Below are 18,453 nucleotides of genomic sequence, written 5' to 3' on the forward strand. Positions count from 1 at the left end.
ATCTGCTGCGTACGGGGTCGTGCGCCGGCGGGCCGATCGCGGTCACCGGCCTGCCTCACGGCAGGTTCTGACGCGTCGGCGGCCCGGTTGGAGCTCCGGCCGGATGCCGGATCGGTGGCGACTCGCCGGTCGCTTCCGCCGGGGTGTCCCTTGCGAGGAGAAAGCGCTTTCTGCTCGGCGACAATAGGGCGCCGTCAGTTCGGCTGGCAAGATTCCGTCCGGCAGTAAATTCAGTGATGTGAACACGGGTTCCCCCGTGGACCGGTGTCGGGTGCGGTGCCGAGTGCGGTGCGGGGACGGGCGGTTCAGCTGGGCCGGGACCGGCCGTCGTCGCTCCGTACGTCCGCCGTCGCCCGCACCCTCTGCTCCCTGTAACTGACGCAGGAGGCGACGACGATGAAGGGCCACACCGACTGCATGCAGGTCACGAGGCGTTCGGCGACACCCGGAGCGCCGTGACGGTGTGTCTCGATCAGATACCAGGCCGCGCCGACGCCCATCAGGACGGACGCCGCGATCGAGGGCGCGAGCCGCAGCCCCCAGGGCGCGGCTCCGACCCGGACGGCGGCCAGGACCGGCCATGCCGCGAGCAGGACGAAGCCGATGACGGCGACCGAGCCGTGTTCCAGGGACCCCCCGCTGCTGGGCGCCGGGAGCATCGCCACCACGAAGGCCGCCACCCCGCCGGCCGCCAGCGTCACCCGGCCGGCGAGCGCGGCCGCGCGCAGCCCCCAGGCGGTGAGCAGATGACAGACGCCCAGCGCGAGCAGCGCTCCGGTCATCACCCAGAAGCCCCGGGATCCGTAGGCGCCGAGGACGCTGATGTTCTGGGTGACGGGATCGTAGGAGGGCCCCTCCAGATGGGCCGCGAGCATCCAGCCGCCGGCCAGCAGGACAGGGGCGCACCCCGACGACACGAGAGCCCATCGAGGAACAGGTCGCATCGACCCACGGTAAGCCGCTCGGTCGCCTCCGCCGCGTTGTACGCGGGCGGGTGGAGCCCGAATGGGCGTGTGCGGAGCGCGACGCGCCGCGAAGTGGGGGCATGCGCCGAGGGCGACGCGGCTCCGAGGGCAGACGTGCCGTCCGGCGGCGGCTCTACGAGGCCGGACGTGCGCTGCCCGGCGACAGGTCCACGAGGCCGGGCGTGCGCTGCCCGGCGACACGTCGTAGAGCCTGACGTGGGCCGTCGGGCGACGCGCCGTCGAAGCTGGGCGCGTGCCAGGTGCGGCGCGCCGCCGCTGCCTCGCCCTTGGGGCGACCGGTCAGGCAGTCACGTCTCTGGCGAACCAGCCCGTGAACGCGTCCTCCTCGTCGGCGCTCTGGCGCTGCTCGGCCTGCTCCAGGACCCGCTCGGCCTCCGCCCGCCAGGTCGCCGCGTCCGCGCGCGGCGGGGGCAGGAAGGGGCCGCGTTCCGGTGATTCGGCCGCGGCTCCGAAGAAGTCGCCGCCCTTGCGCTTCATGTCGTCCGTCCCCCACGCGCGTCCGCTCCCGTCCCGGGGCACCTTCTGCAGGTGGGGAATGTGCTTGGCGCAGTGGATGTACGCCTCCTCCACGGCGACCTCCACCCACACCTGGGCGCGGCGGCCCGGCACGGAGTCGTACGGGAGGCCCTCGTGGGTCCGGCGCATGGCGTCGTCCGACACGACCCGCGCCCGCCCGTTGACGTGGAGCCCGATGCGGTCCCGGAGGAAGTCCATCATGAGGAGGCCGACGTGCGGGTTCTCCTCGATGTTGCCGAGGCTGGCCTGTACGCCGTTGCCCCGGTACTCGGGGTACGCGAGGGTCCGGTCGTCCAGGACGTGGAGGAAGCCGGGCGGGCCGGCCCGGAACGTGTTGTCGCACTCGCCGTGCCGGTCGGCGGTCGCCAGGAAGAACATCTCCTGGCGGGTCACGAACTCCCGCATCCGCGTGTTGAGCCGGTCGAGGACCTGATCGGCGTAGAACCTGTCGGCTCGCTCGGTGGTGCCCATGCGCTGCTGGACGAGGTGCTCGCCGTCGCTCCCCGGGCGGAGGGTGCGCACCGGCGTCGGCTGCCGGTACCCGGTGTGTTCGAAAGTGCTCAATTCCTTGCCCCGACCAGTTCCTCGATGGAGTCGTGCCGTATGCGGTGGGTCGGGATGCCGATGCCGACCAGGGTGTCGACGCCGCGACGGATCATCCCGGGCGGGCCGGAGAGATAGGCGTCGTAGGTGTGCCACGGTCCGTACTGACAGACGGCGTCGGGCAGTTGGCCGCACAGCTCGCCGGTGGGCCCGTCGTCGACGACCGGTCGGACCGAGAGCCAGGGGTGTGACTGCTGCATCCGGAGCATGGTGTCGATGTCGTACAGGTCGTTGTCGCGGCGGGCCCCGTAGAAGACCTGGACGGAGCGGCGCCTGCCGTGCTGGGCCACGTCCTCGACCAGGGCCTTGATGGGGGCGATGCCGGTGCCTCCGCCGAGGCACAGCAGCCCGTTGTCCGTGGTGTGGTCCACCGTCATGGACCCCGCGGGCGCGCCGAGCCGGATCACGTGCCCCGGACGTGCTCGGTGCACCAGGGCGTTGGAGACCCAGCCCGCCGGCACGGCCTTGACGTGGAAGGAGAGCAGTCCGTCGGAGCGGGGTGCGGAGGCGAAGGAGTAGTGCCGCCAGACGCGCGGCCACCAGGGAGTCTCCAGAGAGGCGTACTGTCCGGCGAGGAAGGGGTAGGGCTGATCGGGCCGGACCGTCACGACCGCGATGTCCCTGGTACGCATCTCATGGGCGACGACCTCGGCCTGCCACCAGGCGGGGGCGCGGAGCTCGTCCTGGGCCGCCGCGTCGATCATGATCTGGGAGATCGCGGTGTAGGCGCCCACCCAGGCCGCCTCGGTCCTCGGCCCCCAGCTCTCCGAGGCGTACTGGGAGAGGGCGCCGAGAAGGGCCTCGCCGACGGCCGGGTAGTGCTCGGGGAGCGTGCCGTACTTCCGGTGGCCCCGGCCGAGCCCGGAGAGGTACGCGGTCAGGGTGGCGGCGTCGTTCACATGGGTCGCGGCGGTGAGCAGCGCCGTGAAGAGCCGGTCCCGCTGGGTGTCCATCGCCGCCGGGAACAGGGCGCGCAGGTCCGGGTGCTTGAGGAAGAGCAGCGCGTAGAAGTGCGAGGTGACCTTGTCGGCGATCGGCTCGATCTCGGCGAGGGTACGGCGCAGGAGAGCCGCGTCGGAGGTGTCCTCGGGGGCCGCCGCGCTCTGCTCCGGCGCCGGGGGTGCGGAGGGCGCAGGCGCTACGGGCGGCGCGGAGGACGCGGGCCGCGTGGAGGCCGCGGTGGGGGCGGGTCCGAACGCCTGGAACGGCGTGGAGGGCGCGGTCCTCTGTTCCGGCACGGAGGGCGCGGATGGTGTGGAGGGCGCCGGCGCTGCGGGCCTGGTGGGCGGTGCCTGCGGTGTGGGTGCCGTACCGCCCGGGGTGCCGCCCGGGCCTCGACCGAACCAGCCTCCGTCCCGACTGTCGCCGCCTGAGCTCGCGCCGTCGGCCGACATGGTGGTCGGACCATCCATCGGTTTGCCTCGCCTCGAACGTCTTTCGGTCGGTCTTCGCCCATGGGGTCCGAGTGTGCCCCGATTTCCCTCTCGCTATCGGAATTCCACGTAAGCGCACCCGTCACTGCGACGCTGGTGGTATATCCCGCCCTCGACACGGGGCACGGGTGTGCGAACGGGCTTGACCCTACCCCGCGGCCGGGAATCCATGAAGGCTCGATTGGGTCTTCACCGCCCTGCTCGGATTTCCCCAGGTCAGAGCGGTGAACGGACGATGAATCCAGAGTTTCGTGATGAGTTGACGACGAGTTCGCACCACGGCGGCGCGAATGCGTCACAAAATGTGCGCGGGTTCTTCACTTCGTGCGAGGTGCCGCCAGAGGAAGGTGTGCATCAGTGCGTTGTTGTGGGCGGCCTGTTCATTGTCACTGGCGCCCGCGTGGCCACCACCGGTGTTCTCGTGAAGCAGCACGCGGTGCCCGAGTTCGCGCATGCGGGCGGCCGTCTTCCGGGCGTGCCCCGGGTGGACGCGGTCGTCGCGGGTGGAGGTCATCAGCAGAACCGGCGGATAGACGCGGTCCGCGGCGAGCCGGTGATAAGGGGAGAGCGCACGGAGGTGGGGGCGGTCCGCCTCGTCGTCCGGGTTGCCGTACTCCGCGATCCAGGACGCCCCGGCGAGCAGCCGGTGGAAGCGGAGCATGTCGAGCAGTGGCACCTGGGCGACGATCGCGCCGAAGAGTTCCGGGTGGCGGGTGAGCATCGCGCCCATGAGCAGACCGCCGTTGCTGCCGCCCGCGGCGCCGAGCATGGCGGGGGTGGTGATGCCGCGCGCGACGAGGTCCTCGGCGACGGCCGCGAAGTCCTCGAAGGCCCGCGGCCGGTCGGCCCTGAGCGCGGCCCGGTGCCAGTCCGGTCCGTACTCCCCGCCGCCTCGGATGTTCGCGATCACGTACGTGCCGCCCCGCTCCAGCCAGGCCCGGCCGCGCACGGATCCGTAGGAGGGGGTGAGGGAGACCTCGAAGCCGCCGTAGCCGTAGAGCAGTGCGGGGCCGGGGCCGCTGAGGGCGCGGTCCGGGCCGATCGCGAAGTAGGGCACGCGCGTGCCGTCCCGTGAGGTCGCGAAGAACTGCTCCACCGCCAGGTCGGCGGTGTCGAAGCGCTCCGGGGCCTGTTTGAGGATCTCCGTCTCCGCGCCGATCCGCCCCCGGTAGAGGGTGGAGGGCTGCAGGAACCCCGACACGTCGAGGAAGTACTCGTCGGAGACGTCGGGGTCGGTGTCCACGACGGTGACGGCGGACAGCGGAGGTACGTCGGTGAGCGGCTCGCGCGCCCAGGTGCCGCCTCCGGTGGCCGGGGTGAGTACCTCGATACGCGTGCTGACGTCGCGCATCGTCTCCAGGAGCAGATGGTGGCGGGTCCAGCAGTGCCCGGCCAGCGCGGTCCGCTCGTCGGGGGTGAAGAGCACGTCGGGGGTGCGGTCGCCCGCCAGGAAGGCGTCGAGGTCGAAGGCCAGCAGGGAGCCGGCCGGCTGCCCGAGCCACGCGGACTTCAGGGTGACGATCAGGTACTGGCGATGGGCGTAGGCGCGGGCGTCCTCGGGGACGTCGATCTTCACGAGTCCCCCGTCGGGGCTCAGGAGGTACATCTCGCTGCGGTAGAAGTCCCTGGCGCGGCCGACGAAGTCCCGCTCGAAACCGGGTGTGGTGTCGTGCGCCCCCCATGCCGACACGTCCGAGGGCTCGGCCTCGAAGACCATGGCCGCCTCCTCCAGCGGCGTGCCCCGCCGCCACCGGCGTACCGTGCGCGGATAGCCGGCGTCGGTCAGCGAGCCCGGGCCGAGGTCGGTGCCGACGAAGACGGTGTCGGCGTCGATCCACCCGATCCGCGTCTTCGCCTCCGGCACCCGGAAGCCGCCGTCGACGAAGGACCGGGTGGCGAGGTCGAACTCGCGGACCTCCACGGCGTCACCGCCGTCGCGCGACAGACACACCAGCGCCAGGTCGTCCTCGGGCCGGCGCACCCGCGCACCCGCCCACACCCACGGGACTCCCTCCGCCTCGGCGAGCGCGTCGACGTCGAGGAGGACCTCCCACTCGGGCTCGTCCTTGCGGTACCGCTCCAGCGTCGTGCGCCGCCACACTCCCCGTACCTGCCCGGCGTCCCGCCAGTAGTTGTAGAGGAAGGCGCCGCGGCGGGTGGTGTACGGAATGCGGTCCGAGGCGTCCAACGCGTCCCGCAGGCGCTCCTTGAGGGAGACGAAGCCGTCGTCGTCGGTCAATTCGGCCGCCGTCTCGGCATTCCGCTCGGCCACCCACGCCAGCGCGGCCTCGCTCTCGACGTCTTCCAGCCACAGATACGGATCGTCATGGGTCACACACCGCATTGTGCCGCCGGTCGCCGCCCTCGCGCCTGCCGAAAACCTGCACATCGTGCCCGTGTTGGGGGCGGCCCCCTTCACGATTCCTCGACCGGGACGGGACGGATGCCGCCCGGGTCGCCCTTTTCTGTCCCGTTAAATTCCCCCCGCGTGCCAGGGCTCCGGAATCTGTTACTCGATCCTGCGAAGAAGGTGTCGGCATCCCGTGAATATGGAGTCACGTACGTCGCCCGAGGTACACAACCGCCCGCGACGAAGCGTCAACTGAATTGGTCCGGTAACCCGTTCGCATGCTTTGATCGGCCACCTGCGGCCGCAGAAACGGATTCCCCCCAACGAATGAAGGGTGCGCATCATGCGTCACGACCTTGAGACGGTAGAGATCTCCGACGCCGAGCTGGACGCCGTTTCCGGCGGTCTCGTCGCCGTCTCCGGTGGCCTCGCCGGCGCTGTGACCAGCGACGTCACGGGCCTGCTCGGCACCGTCGGTTCCCTCCAGACGGTCCAGGGCGTCGAGGGCCTCGCCACCGGCGTCCCCGGCCTGGCCCAGGGCATCACCGGCGTCTCGGTGAACACCGCCGGCATCACCGGTCTCGCCGGTCTCTGAGCCGAATTCCGCCCGTGAACCCCGGAACCTTCCCCGGCTCCGGGGTTCACGGGCTCCCCCGTACCCGAACGTTTCGAATGCAGTCGAGGGAATAGTCCGTGCAGTTCCGCCAGAAGGCGCTTTCCAAGCTGCAATCGCCCGAAGAACTCGATGTGCCGGTACGTTTCGCGCGCCCGCAGGGGCGCCTCGTGCTCGCCGTCACGGTCGTCGTCATCGCCGTCGCGGGCTACTGGGCCCTCACCGGCACGGTGGCGTCCAAGCTGAGCGCGCCCGGCGTCCTCACCCACGCCGAGGGCAGCTACCTGCTCCAGAGTCCCGTCGCCGGACAGGTCACCGACGTGCTCGTCGAGGAGGGCCGGTCCGTCTCCCCCGGGACACCGGTGTTGACCGTCCGTACGGACAAGGGCGACCGGCCCGTGCGCGCGGTGGCGGGCGGCCGGGTGACCACAGTCTTCGCCCGCATGGGCTCGGTCGTCACGACCGGCGCGGACGTGGCGACGGTGGAGCGCGTGACCGACCCGAAGGACCCGCTGGTGGCCATGTTGTACCTCCCGGGTGACGCCGCCTCGACGCTCCAGGTGGGCGCGCGTGTGGACCTCGGTGTCCAGTCCGTCCCCCGTGACCGGTACGGCGTCCTGCGCGGCCGGGTCGAGGCCGTGAGCCGTACGCCCCAGACGCGGGAGCAGATCGGCGCCTTCCTCGGCGACAGCGGACTCGCCTCGCAGTTCTCCCGTCAGGGCAACCCCGTCGCGGTGCTCGTGCGCCTCGACCGCTCGTCCTCCACGCCGTCCGGCTACACCTGGTCCTCCACGGACGGCCCCCCGCACCCGATCGACTCCGGTACGCCGGTCACGGGCGCCGTCCACCTGTCCGCGCAGCGCCCCGTCGACTGGCTGCTGCCGTGACCGCGCCGGTGGAGTCCACACGGGACCGCGGCCGTTCCCGGTCCCGGGCCTCGGCGCGCCGGCTGCCGCCAGCCCGACGCCGTCGCGGGCCCGTGCCCCAGGGCCGGCGGCCTCGTACCGTACGCACGCCCACCGTGCTCCAGATGGAGGCCGTGGAGTGCGGCGCCGCCGCGCTGGCGATGGTGCTCGGCCACTACGGCCGCTTCGTCCCCCTGGAGGAGCTGCGCATCGCCTGCGGCGTCTCCCGCGACGGGTCCCGGGCGAGCAATCTCCTGAAGGCGGCACGCGGTTACGGCCTCCAGGCCAAGGGCATGCAGATGGACCTGGCCGCCCTCGCCGAGGTCGCCGCCCCGGCCGTCCTGTTCTGGGAGTTCAACCACTACGTCGTCTACGACGGCATGGGGCGCCGCTTCGGCCGCAGGGGCGTGTACGTCAACGACCCCGGCAAGGGGCGCCGGTTCGTGCCCATGGACGAGTTCGACACGAGCTTCACGGGGATCGTGCTCACCTTCGAGCCCGGCCCCGGCTTTCGCCGAGGCGGCCGCAGGCCGGGCGTCATGGGCGCCCTGCCCGACCGGCTGCGCGGCACGTCCGGCACGATGGCCGCCGCGGTGGTCGCCAGCCTGCTGCTGGTCGTCGTCGGTGCGTGGGTGCCCGCGCTGAGCCGTACGTACATCGACATGTTCCTCATCGGGAACCAGACGTCGCTGCTGAGCGTGCTCTTCGCGGCGATGGCGACCACCCTCGTCCTCACCGCGACGCTCACCGCGCTGCAACAGGCCAATCTGCTGCGCGGGCGCATCATCGCCTCCACGCTGGGAAGCGCCCGCTTCCTGCGGCACCTGCTCAGACTCCCTCTCACGTTCTACGCCCAGCGGAACCCGGCCGACCTGGTCCAGCGCCTGCAGTCCAACGACGCGGTCGCCGAGACCCTCGCCCGCGACCTGGCCGCCGCGGGCGTGGACGCCGTCGTGGTGCTCCTCTACGCGGTGCTGCTGTGGACGTACGACCCGCAACTCACCGTCGTCGGCGTGCTGATCGCGCTCCTGAACGTGGTGGCCATGCGGATCGTGATCCATCTGCGGGCCACCGACACACAGAAGCTGCGCGCCGAGAGCGCCCGGCTGACCAACACCTCGTACAGCGGTCTTCAGCTCATCGAGACGATGAAGGCGACCGGCGGCGAGAACGGCTTCTTCCGCCGCTGGGCCGGGCAGCACGCCACCACGCTCGACGTCCAGCAGCGGCTGGGCGTCCCCAGCGCGTGGCTGGCGGTCGTCGCGCCCACCCTGGCGGCGCTCAACAGCGCGCTGATCCTGATGATCGGCGGACTGCGGGCGGTGGAGGGGCATCTCTCCGTCGGTCTGCTCGTCGCCTTCCAGGCGCTGGTCACCAGCTTCACCGCTCCGATCACCCGGCTCAACGGCGTGGCGGGAAGGATCCAGGACTTCGCGGCGGACGTCGCCCGCCTCAAGGACGTCGAGAACTTCCCCGTCGACCCGGTCTACACACGGCGCGAGCCGCCGGCCAGGACCCGCCGTCTGAAGGGCCATGTGGAGCTGGACGCCGTCACCTTCGGCTACAGCCCGCTGGACGCCCCGCTCCTGAAGGACTTCTCGCTCTCGGTGGGCCCCGGGCAGCAGGTCGCGCTGGTCGGCGGCTCCGGCAGCGGCAAGTCGACGGTCTCCCGGCTGATCTCCGGCCTCTACACCCCCTGGGAGGGCGCCATCCGGATCGACGGGATGCGTCTGGAGGACATCCCGCGCGGCGCCCTGGCCGCCTCCGTCTCCTTCGTCGACCAGGACGTCTTCCTCTTCGAGGGCACGGTCCGCGACAACATCGCGCTGTGGGACCCCTCCGTCCCGGACGAGGCCGTCGTCGCCGCCCTGGAGGACGCGGCGGTGTACGACGTGGTCGCGCGCCGCCCCGGCGGCATCCACAGCCGTGTCGAGCAGGACGGCCGCAACTTCTCCGGCGGGCAGCGCCAGCGGCTGGAGATCGCCCGGGCACTGGTGCGCCGCCCCAGCGTCATGGTCCTCGACGAGGTGACCAGCGCGCTGGACGCGGCGACCGAGCAGGTCATCATCGACAACCTGCGGCGCAGGGGCTGTGCCTGTGTGGTCATCGCCCACCGGCTGAGCACGGTGCGCGACAGCGACGAGATCGTGGTGCTCGACCGGGGCACGGTCGTGGAGCGCGGCCGTCACGCGTACCTGGTCGCCGCCGGCGGCGCGTACGCCGAACTGGTCAAGGAGCACTGAGGTGACGTTCCCTCACCAGCCGACGCACCCGCCCACGGTCGTCGTGGACCCCGTCGTCGCGGCCCTCGGCGGTCTGGGCACGGCGGTCGACTGCACCGGCATGCGCAGTGTCCCCCTCGAAGGACCGCACGTGGTGTGGCTGGTCGTCGAGGGTGCCATGGACCTGTTCGCCGTCGACGCCGCACAGCTCGGCCCCTGGCATTTCCTGGGCCGCCTGGAGGCGGGCACGCTGCTGCTCGGCCCGGTGGAGGGGCCCGAACACACCCTGATCGGGCGGCCGCTGGACGGGTGCCTGCTGCGGCGTGTAGAACTGCGCGAGCTGTCGTTCACCGGCGGGCAGTGGTACGAGGGGCAGTGGTACGCCGACCCGGATCCGTACGGCGCCGCCGAGCCGCAGCTCAGCCCCCTCGAATACGCCTTCTCCCTCGGCATCGGCCGTGGCCTGCGCGTGCTCTACCAGGCGCCGCTGGACGGCCGCCCGGGCAACGAGGCCGGCGGGGCGGACGACGACGTGCTGTGGATGCAGATCGCCCCGGGCAGTGTGCGGTACGGCGCGGCGTACGAGGGGTACGGGGACGACGCCGCCGGCACCCTCCTCGTCGACCCGGCGATGTGGCAGGGCATGGTCGACCAGCAGTTCCGGCTGCTGTACGCCCTGGACAGCTGGATCGAGCAGCTGGAGCGCGCCCACGAGGACCGTACGGCGGCGGGGATCGAGGCGGGCCGGGCCGCCCGGACCGAGGCGGACCAGGCGCTGCTGGCCTCCATCGGCCGGTCGGGCTCCGGTGGTTCGGGCGCGGGCCGGGGCAGCGCCGCGGGCCGGGGCTCCCGGGGACGGGCGAGCGACGACGCGACGTACGCCGTGTGCCGTCTGGTCGCCGACGAGGCCCGGATCACGCTGGCCAGTCCGGCGGAGGCGATGGGTCTGCCCGGGCGCCTCGACCCCGTCGAACGGGTCGCGCTCGCCTCACGGATCCGTACGCGTGTCGTGCGGCTCGGCGGGCGCTGGTGGCGGGAGTACAGCGGGCCGCTGGTGGGGCGGCGCGAGGAGGACGCGAGCCCGGTCGCGCTGCTGTGGCGGCGCGGCCGGTACGAGGCCGTCGACCCCGCCACCGGCGAACGGGAGCGCGTGGGCAGGGCCAACGCGGCGGCCTTCGAACCGCGCGCCGTGATGCTCTACCGTCCGCTGCCCGACCGGCCGTCGAGCCTGCCCGCGCTGGTGCGTTTCAGCCTGCTCGGCACCCGTGCGGAACTGCGGACGCTGCTGCTGAGCGGGCTCGTCGCGGTCGGTCTCGGCGCCCTGGTGCCCATCGCGACGGGCAAGGTGCTCGGCGAGTACGTACCCCGGGCGGAGAACGGTCTCATCGTGCAGACCGCGCTGGCGATCATCGCCACGAGTGTCGTCTCGGCCGCCTTCATGCTGCTCCAGAACATCTCCATCCTGCGTATGGAGGGCCGGATCGAGGCGACCCTCCAGCCCGCGGTCTGGGACCGGCTGCTCCGGCTGCCCACGCGTTTCTTCACGGGCCGCTCCACCGGTGAACTGGCCAGTGCGGCCATGGGCATCAGCGCCATCCGCAGGGTGCTGTCCGGCATCGGACCGGTCGTCGTCCAGGCCGGCACGGTCGGCACGATGAACCTGGTCCTGCTGCTCGTCTACAGTGTCCCGCTGGCCCTGGCCGCGCTCGCCATGCTGCTCGTCATCGCGGCGGTGTTCCTGGGCCTCGGACTGTGGCAACTGCGGTACCAGCGGCAGCTGATCCGGATCGGCAACAAGCTGAACAACCAGGCCTTCCAGACCCTGCGCGGGCTGTCGAAGCTGCGTGTGGCGGCCGCCGAGAGCTTCGCGTACGCCGCCTGGGCGGGCGAGTTCGCCCGGACCCGTGAGCTGCAGCAGCGCATCGGGCGGATCAAGAACGCCCTGACGGTGCTCGGCGCGGTCTGTCTCCCGCTCTGCACGCTCGTGATGTTCATGCTGCTCGCCGGACCGGCCCGCGGATCGATGTCCGCGAGCGAGTTCCTCACCTTCAGTACGGCGGTGACGATGCTGCTGTCCTCCGTCACCCAGCTGACCGGCGCGTTGCTGTCGGCAGCGGCCGTGCAGCCGATGTTCGAGCAGGTCAAGCCGGTGCTCAGGGAGACGCCCGAGGTCCGCGGCTCCAGCGCCCAGCCGGGCGAGCTGAGCGGGGCGATCGAGGCCGAGGACCTGTCCTTCCGCTACACCGACGACGGCCCGCTGGTCCTCGACGGGGTCGACTTCCAGGTGCGCCCCGGGGAGTTCGTGGCGATCGTCGGCGCCAGCGGCTGCGGCAAGTCGACGCTGCTGCGGCTGCTCATCGGCTTCGACAGGCCGACGTCCGGCGGCGTCCGCTACGACGGCCAGGACCTGGCGGCCCTCGACCAGGCGGCCGTCCGCCGCCAGTGCGGTGTCGTACTGCAGAACGCGCAGCCGTTCTCCGGCTCGATCCTCGACTGCATCTGCGGCGCGGAGACGTTTCCGCTGGAGGACGTGTGGGCCGCGGCCGCGATGGCAGGTCTGGCCGAGGACATCAAGGCCATGCCGATGGGCCTGCACACGATGCTGTCCGACGGCGGGGGCACCATCTCGGGCGGCCAGCGCCAGCGGCTGATGATCGCCCAGGCGCTGATCCGCCGGCCCCGGATCCTCTTCTTCGACGAGGCGACGAGCGCGCTCGACAACGAGGCCCAGCGGGTGGTCATCGAGTCGACGCGCGCGCTGAAGGCGACCCGTGTCGTGATCGCCCATCGACTGTCCACGATCATGGACGCCGACCGGGTCATCGCGATGGCGGACGGCCGGATCGTCCAGCAGGGGTCGCCGGCGGAGCTGCTCGCGGACACGACCGGCCTCTTCCACGAGCTGGTCCGCCGCCAGCTGAGCTGACCCGGCTCGCGCCCGGCCGGTGGGCTCACCCCGTCAGGCGTCCCCGCCGGCCGGGCGGCGGGCCAGGTGGAGGCCGGTGGCCGTGGCCAGGAGCGTCACACAGCCGGTGAAGATCAGTCCGGCGTCGTCGAGTCCGACCCACTCCGTCAGCGCCCCGACGCCCACGACCGGCAGGGAGATGCCCGCGTAGGCGACGACGAAGAACGAGGAGACCGTCGCCGCCCGGTGCGCGGGCGGCGCCGCCTCGCCGACGGCGATCAGGCCGGCGCGGAAGGCGAGGCCCTGGCCGATCCCGCCGCAGACCGCTCCGGCCACCAGGAGCGGGAGCGCTTCCACCCACAGGGACGCTCCGACGAGGAGGAGGCCGACGACCAGCACCAGGCAGCCGAGGGGCAGGGCGACGCGTACGGCCATCCTGGAGGTCCACGACTGTCCCACGGTCGAGGAGAGGAACACCGAGAAGACCACGAGGCCCGAGACGGCCAGGTTGGTGATCCCGAGCGTGTGCGAGACGAAGCTCGGTGCCACGGCGGTGAAGAGGCCGAGCAGCGAGAATCCGGCGAAGGCGGCGAGCGCCGAGGGCGTGAAGATGCCCCGGACCTCGGCGGGTACGTACAGGCCCTGCGGCCTCGGCCGGGCCCTGAGCCGTGGCTCCGCGACCGTCTCCGGCAGGAACAGCACGATGACGCAGCCCACGACGACCAGCGCGAGGTGGACCAGGAACGGCAGCTCCAGCGGCCTCGGGGCGTACTCCGCGAGGAACCCGGAGAGCAGCGGTCCGCACCCGAGGCCGCCCATGTTCGCGGCCGTCGCGGCGAACCCCGCGCGGGACTTCCGCTCCGGCCGCGCGAGCTCCAGGACGGTGACCGTCCCCGCCCCGCTCAGCAGGCCCGCCGAGAAGCCGGACAGCAGCCGGCCCGCGAACAGGAGCGGCAGTCCGCCCTCGAACAGGAAGCAGAGCGCGCTCGCGGCGGCCAGACCCAGCGCCGTCCACAGGACGGGGCGGCGCCCCACCACGTCCGAGTGGTTGCCCACGAGCAGCAGGGTGGCGATGACGCCCACGGCGTAGCTGGCGAAGATCACCGTGACCATCAGCTCGGAGAAGCCGAGCTCCTCGCGGTACAGCCCGTAGAGCGGTGTGGGCAGCGTGGTTCCCGCCATGCCGATGGCGAAGACCACGGCCGCCGCCACATAGCCGAGGTGCGGGTCGCGGTCGGAGGCGCGCCGGGACGGAGCGGTCGCGCGGCTCATCCCGACACCCCGGCGCGTGCCAGGGAGAAGACGCCGAGGACGATCAGACCGACGCCCACCAGCTCCGGGACCAGCCACCATCCCATGCGTACGTTCTCCTCGTAGATCAGGATGCCCAGCATCAGACTCACCGTGGCGTCGCCGAGGGTCAGCGCGGGCTGGGAGGCGACCAGGGGCCCGCCCTGCATGGCGTGTTCGAGCAGCAGGAGGGCCGCGATCCCGGCGACACAGAAGGCGTACGTCTGCCAGGCCGTCAGAAACGCGGTCACACCGCCGTCGTCCAGGATGTGCATGGATGTCTTCATCAGGCCGGCCGTGAGCGCGTAACAGATCGCCGTGGCGGCGCCGAGGCACCCGGCGCGGGCCCGGCCCGGAGGTCTGCGCAGTCCGACCGTGGCCAGGGCCACCACCGCGGCGGCGCACACCACGAGGGCCGGGATCCAACGGTCCAGCGGCACGTGCGTACGGTTCCCGTCGGGCGAGGCCGCAAGGAGCGCCACTCCGAGCCCCGCCACCACCGCGGCCACGGCCAGCCACTGCGCCGACGGGAGCCGCTCCCGCGACATCAGCGAGGCGAGCAGCAGCGCGAGCGGCAGCTCGAGCACGAACAGCGGTTGTACGAGCGCCAGCGGGCCGGTCGCCAGGGCCGCCGCCTGCCCCACGCCGGCGACGATCACCGCGAGGATGCCGGCGAGCCAGAGCGGGCGCTTCAGCAGGTCGAGGATCAGGCCGGGCCGGAACGAGTCGGTCTGACGGACGGTGAGCGCGGCACGGCGCTGCAGCACGGTGGCGAGCGCGTTGCTGAACGCGGCGCAGAACGCGAAGAGAACCGGCAGGACGACGCCCATCCTCCGATCCTCACCGGCGTCGGCGTGCGGCCCGGCGCCGACACCGGCTCGGGCCCCGGGTTCACCCTGTACGCGCCGCTCCTGAGCCCGGTCGGCCGAATACCGGGCCTCGGGCGTGGTCCGCGGGGCTCAGGGTGGTACGTCGTTGGCCATGCAGCAAGGCACACCGCCGCCGGTGATCCCGTTCCTCCGTACCGCCGCCGCGTACGCGTGGCGGCTTCTCGTCGTCGGGGCGGTGGTTTACAGCCTGTTCGCCGTCCTCGGGCGCTTCCACGAGATCGGGGTGGCCGTGTTCCTCGGCCTGGTGGTCACCGCGCTGCTCCGGCCGGTGGCCGATCTGGCCGCCAAGGGGCTGCCCCGGCCGCTGGCGGTGACCGTCACCGTCCTCGGCAGCATCGCCCTGGTTCTCGGGGTCCTCGCGTTGGTCGGCGAGGCGGTCGATCATGACCGGACCACGCTGGTACGGGAGTTCCGGGAGGGCATCGACCGGATCGAGGACTGGCTGGAGCGGCCGCCGTTCCGGCTGAATCCGGAGGCCCTCTCGGACGTCCAGGGCAGGATCGGGCAGTTCCTCTCCAGCCATCGCTCGACACTGATCAGCGAGGCGATGAGCGGGGCGCACCGGCTGGTGGCGGTGCTGACCACGCTGGCCCTGGCGCTGTTCTGTTCGGTGTTCTTCATCCACTCGGGTGACCGGCAGTGGGCGTGGCTGCGGGAGCAGCTGCCCGGAACGGTACGCGTGCGCATGGACATCGGCGGCCGTGCGGCCTGGCGTACGTTCACCGGCTACACGCACGGCATCGTGCTGGTCGCCGCGGTGAACGCGGTGCTCGTCGGTCTCGCCCTGTGGCTGCTCGGCGTTCCGCTGGCGGTCCCGCTGGCACTGCTCGAGTTCATGGCGGCCTTCGTCCCGCTGATCGGTTCGCCGATCGCGCTGGCGGTCGCCGCCATCGTGGCGCTCGCCTCGCAGGGACCCTGGGTGGCGGCGATCGTGGTCGCCCTGATCGTGGTCATCGGTCAGATCGAGGGGCATCTGCTGCATCCGCTGGTGATGAGCTGGGCCGTACGGCTGCATCCGCTGGTGGTGGCCATCTCGGTGATCGCGGGGGCGATCGCCGCGGGTGTCGTGGGGGCGGTGGTGGCGGTGCCGATGGTGTCGGTGGTCTGGGCGGTCTACACGGAGCTGCGGGACGCGCGCGAGGCCGCCGAGGGCGAACCGGGGGCGGCGGACCCGGCCGTGGGGAAGTGACGTCCATGGACGTCGAGCAGGTCATCGACGAGCTGTACGGAGTCGCGCCGGACGAGTTCGTGGCGGCCCGTGACGCCCGGACGGCCGAGGCGCGCAAGGCCGGGGAAGCGGACGACGCGAAGCGGATCGCCGCACTGCGCCGCCCCACGCTGGCCGCCTGGGCCTCGAACCGGTTCGTACGGGAACGGCCGGAGGACGTCCGGCGGTTGCTCGCGCTCGGCGAGACGCTCCAGGAGGCCACTCGCCTGCTGGACGCGACGAAGATGCGCGAGGCCGCCGGCGTGCGGAACAAGGTGATCGCCGCCGAGGTACGGGAGGCGGCGGCGGTCGCCGACGAGGCGGGGCACCCGCTGAGCGCCGCGGTCCGCCAGGAGGTCGAGCAGCTCTTCCGCGCGGTGCTCGCCGACCCGGACATCGCGGCGGAATGGTCGGCGGGCCGTCTGGTGAAACCCCCGGAGGGCCCGGTGGGCTTCGACTCGATCGTCCCCGAGACGCTCCCGTCGCGCCCCGAGCCGCAGCGCCGCCGCCGGCCCGACGCCCGCGCCCAGCCGGACGCCCGCGCCCGCGCGGCGGCGGAGAAGGCGGAGAAGGAGGCGGAAAGGGCGGCGAAGGCCGCGGAGGAGGCGGCCGCCGAAGCGCGTCGCAGGGACGAGGAACTCCACGCGGCGGAGGCCCGCGCCGAGGAGGTGGACGACCGCGTGGCCGCGCTCGAGGACCAGCTGCGCGAGGCGAGATCGGAACAGCGGACGGCCCGGAAGGAGGCGAAGGAGGCGGCGCGGACGGCGCGCGAAGCCCACGCCCGCGCCGACAGGGCCCGTACGGACCAGGTGTGACGGTCGTGCCAGGATGTCGATCATGGAGCTTGGAGACACCTGGAGCGCGGGACCCGTCGGCGATGGGGAGACCGGGCGCGACGATCTGCTGCGGACGGTGGAGCAGGTGGCCCGAGGGCTGCCGGGCGGGCGGGTGGTGACGGCGGTCGTCGTGTGCGAGCGATGCGGAGCGGGGGGCGTCGTGTCGGACGAGTTCGAGGTGTGGGAAGGCGAGTGCTTCTGCGTGGGCTGCCTCCTGCCGATCGACGAAGACGTGCTGACCACCGCCTTCCGACGGTCCGGCGCCCTCAGCGGTGTCCCGTGGGCCCTCACGCCCTCGCCGACCCTGCCCTGCCCGTCCGCCGCCCCGGCGGGCTTCCTCTCCTGCCCCGAGGGGCACGGAGCGTTCCAGGTGGCGGTCGCGCTGGCCCTCGACGGAGAGGCGTCGGTGCGTGCCGTCTCGGTCGGCCTGCGGTGCCCGGAGGACGGCGGGCTGCATGTGTTCCTCGACAACGCGCGCATCGACGCGACGCAGGCCTGAGGGGCACCGATGACGTCGTCTCCGTGGAGGAACTAGGGTCCGTCCATGTACTTCGATACGGATCGTGTCGCCGGGTACGCGGACATCCTCGCGAAAGTGGGCGACACCCCCTATACGCGTATGGCGTTGTCCCATCAGTCGACCGCGTACGTCACCGATCGCACCGTGGCGTGGTTCACGCGGACCCCGTGGGCGTCCCTGGTCTCCCTGAACGCGAACTCGGACGCCGCGGCGGAGCTGTTCATGGAGCTGTACCGCTCCGGCAGGATCCCCGACGGGGCCTGGCTGAGGGTGCCGCTTCCGGCCCAGCGCTTCCATGGCATCCCCGGCGTCCGCCTGCGCGAGGAATGGCAGTTCCGCTGGACCTCCGGCGAGCCGCCGGTCCACAGGAGGGAGGCCGAGGTGGTCCTCCTGTCACCGGCCCATCACGACGCGTTGGAAGAGCTGTTGCGGGAGGGGAATCCCGACACCGTGGTCCGCGCCCGGGCCCGGGGCATCCACGGCTGGTACGGCATCTGGGAAGGCGACCGGCTGGTGGCCTGCGGCGCCGATCGCAGCTTCGGGGGCGTCGGATACCTGGCGGCGATCACGGTCAGGCCGGGGCATCGCCGGCAAGGGCTCGGCACCGCGATCACCGCCGCCATGACACGGCGGCTGATGGCCGACACGGACGCCGTGGGACTGGGCGTCAACACCGGCAATCACGGTGCCATCGACCTGTACAAGCGGCTCGGCTTCCATGAGGCGGTCGAGGTCGCGACGTTCGAGGTCTCCGACGGGGCACGCCACGGTCACTGCTGATCCGCGGGCTGAGCGGGCAGCCATCGCTCGTTGCCGTGCCGCCATCCTCGCTTCTGGGCCTCCGAGGCGTGGGACTCCAGCCATTCCCAGAGACTCTGGATGTTGAGGCCGACCTCGCTGGACAGGGGGACGAACTGATGGCGGAAGGAGGCGGCGTACCACCAGTAGAACGTGTCGCCGAAGAGCCTCGGAACGCACTTCCGCTCGATCGCGTCGTGCTCGATGGCCAGCCACAGGCGTTCGAAGAAGTGGACGACCAGCCGCAGGTCGTGAGCCGTTTCGGGGCCCAGCTCCTGCTCCAGTTCCAGGTACGTCCGGCCCTGGTGACGTCTCACCGCCGCACCCGCTCTGTACCGCGCGTGGAGTAACTCCGTTCCGTGCAGCTCACGGTGCATGT

15 protein-coding genes are annotated in these 18,453 nt (G+C 72.0%); 8 read left to right on the plus strand and 7 right to left on the minus strand.

The window, feature by feature from the left end; genetic code table 11:
• Nucleotides 1-305: 305 nt before the first annotated feature.
• From ACFY8U_RS01065 to ACFY8U_RS01080, 4 genes are all read right to left on the minus strand, one after another.
• Complete coding sequence (locus tag ACFY8U_RS01065; protein WP_389563980.1) at nt 306-944, minus strand: DUF998 domain-containing protein; 639 nt, start codon at nt 942-944, stop codon at nt 306-308.
• Nucleotides 945-1,265: 321 nt separating this feature from the next.
• Nucleotides 1,266-2,066 carry a pyridoxamine 5'-phosphate oxidase family protein gene (locus ACFY8U_RS01070; protein WP_389563982.1) on the minus strand — a complete coding sequence of 267 codons (801 nt, stop codon included), beginning with the start codon at nt 2,064-2,066 and terminating at the stop codon, nt 1,266-1,268.
• On the minus strand, nt 2,063-3,517 hold the full coding sequence (locus tag ACFY8U_RS01075; protein ID WP_389563984.1) for a globin domain-containing protein: 1,455 nt from the start codon (nt 3,515-3,517) through the stop codon (nt 2,063-2,065). The genes ACFY8U_RS01070 and ACFY8U_RS01075 overlap by 4 nt, the downstream gene beginning before the upstream one ends.
• A 316-nt stretch (nt 3,518-3,833) precedes the next feature.
• Complete coding sequence (locus ACFY8U_RS01080) at nt 3,834-5,882, minus strand: prolyl oligopeptidase family protein (protein WP_389563987.1); 2,049 nt, start codon at nt 5,880-5,882, stop codon at nt 3,834-3,836.
• Nucleotides 5,883-6,231: 349 nt separating this feature from the next.
• Here ACFY8U_RS01080 and ACFY8U_RS01085 point away from each other — a divergent pair, with 349 nt between their 5' ends.
• The 4 genes from ACFY8U_RS01085 to ACFY8U_RS01100 all read left to right on the plus strand — a co-directional run bounded on the left by ACFY8U_RS01085 (nt 6,232) and on the right by ACFY8U_RS01100 (nt 12,554).
• Complete coding sequence (locus ACFY8U_RS01085; protein WP_361431809.1) at nt 6,232-6,483, plus strand: hypothetical protein; 252 nt, start codon at nt 6,232-6,234, stop codon at nt 6,481-6,483.
• 98 nt (nt 6,484-6,581) lie between these two features.
• Nucleotides 6,582-7,388, plus strand: a complete 807-nt coding sequence (locus ACFY8U_RS01090) for an HlyD family efflux transporter periplasmic adaptor subunit (RefSeq protein WP_389563990.1) — start codon at nt 6,582-6,584, stop codon at nt 7,386-7,388.
• Nucleotides 7,373-9,649, plus strand: a complete 2,277-nt coding sequence (locus ACFY8U_RS01095; RefSeq protein WP_389566085.1) for an NHLP family bacteriocin export ABC transporter peptidase/permease/ATPase subunit — start codon at nt 7,373-7,375, stop codon at nt 9,647-9,649. The genes ACFY8U_RS01090 and ACFY8U_RS01095 overlap by 16 nt, the downstream gene beginning before the upstream one ends.
• 1 nt (nt 9,650) lies before the next feature.
• Nucleotides 9,651-12,554 (plus strand): NHLP bacteriocin export ABC transporter permease/ATPase subunit, encoded by a 2,904-nt coding sequence (locus ACFY8U_RS01100; RefSeq protein ID WP_389563992.1) that lies wholly within the window; start codon nt 9,651-9,653, stop codon nt 12,552-12,554.
• Nucleotides 12,555-12,587: 33 nt separating this feature from the next.
• Here the strand turns inward: ACFY8U_RS01100 and ACFY8U_RS01105 are convergent, their stop codons facing one another.
• Together ACFY8U_RS01105 and ACFY8U_RS01110 are read right to left on the minus strand one after the other, a co-directional pair.
• Nucleotides 12,588-13,805 carry an MFS transporter gene (locus ACFY8U_RS01105; protein ID WP_361605349.1) on the minus strand — a complete coding sequence of 406 codons (1,218 nt, stop codon included), beginning with the start codon at nt 13,803-13,805 and terminating at the stop codon, nt 12,588-12,590.
• On the minus strand, nt 13,802-14,653 hold the full coding sequence (locus tag ACFY8U_RS01110; RefSeq protein WP_361431794.1) for a DMT family transporter: 852 nt from the start codon (nt 14,651-14,653) through the stop codon (nt 13,802-13,804). Before ACFY8U_RS01110 ends, ACFY8U_RS01105 begins: the two co-directional genes overlap by 4 nt.
• Nucleotides 14,654-14,804: 151 nt before the next feature.
• Between ACFY8U_RS01110 and ACFY8U_RS01115 the strand changes: the two genes are divergently transcribed.
• The 4 genes from ACFY8U_RS01115 to ACFY8U_RS01130 are packed head-to-tail and all read left to right on the plus strand — an operon-like array spanning nt 14,805 to nt 18,056.
• Entirely contained in the window at nt 14,805-15,902 is a 1,098-nt protein-coding gene (locus ACFY8U_RS01115) for an AI-2E family transporter (protein ID WP_389563994.1), read from the plus strand.
• A gap of 5 nt (nt 15,903-15,907) precedes the next feature.
• The gene (locus ACFY8U_RS01120) at nt 15,908-16,735 is read left to right on the plus strand and encodes a hypothetical protein (protein ID WP_389563996.1); all 828 of its coding nucleotides are present in this window, start codon (nt 15,908-15,910) and stop codon (nt 16,733-16,735) included.
• Between the two features lie 22 nt (nt 16,736-16,757).
• Nucleotides 16,758-17,255, plus strand: coding sequence for a hypothetical protein (locus ACFY8U_RS01125; protein WP_389563998.1), 498 nt, complete (start codon nt 16,758-16,760; stop codon nt 17,253-17,255).
• Between the two features lie 45 nt (nt 17,256-17,300).
• Nucleotides 17,301-18,056: a GNAT family N-acetyltransferase gene (locus ACFY8U_RS01130; RefSeq protein WP_389564000.1), complete on the plus strand. Its 756-nt coding sequence runs from the start codon at nt 17,301-17,303 to the stop codon at nt 18,054-18,056.
• Here ACFY8U_RS01130 and ACFY8U_RS01135 read toward each other — a convergent pair.
• Nucleotides 18,047-18,391 carry a hypothetical protein gene (locus ACFY8U_RS01135; protein WP_389564003.1) on the minus strand — a complete coding sequence of 115 codons (345 nt, stop codon included), beginning with the start codon at nt 18,389-18,391 and terminating at the stop codon, nt 18,047-18,049. The genes ACFY8U_RS01130 and ACFY8U_RS01135 overlap by 10 nt on opposite strands.
• Nucleotides 18,392-18,453 lie beyond the last annotated feature (62 nt).

This window comes from Streptomyces sp. NPDC012508 (assembly GCF_042902595.1).
In the GTDB taxonomy this organism is placed as follows: Bacteria; Actinomycetota; Actinomycetes; order Streptomycetales; family Streptomycetaceae; genus Streptomyces.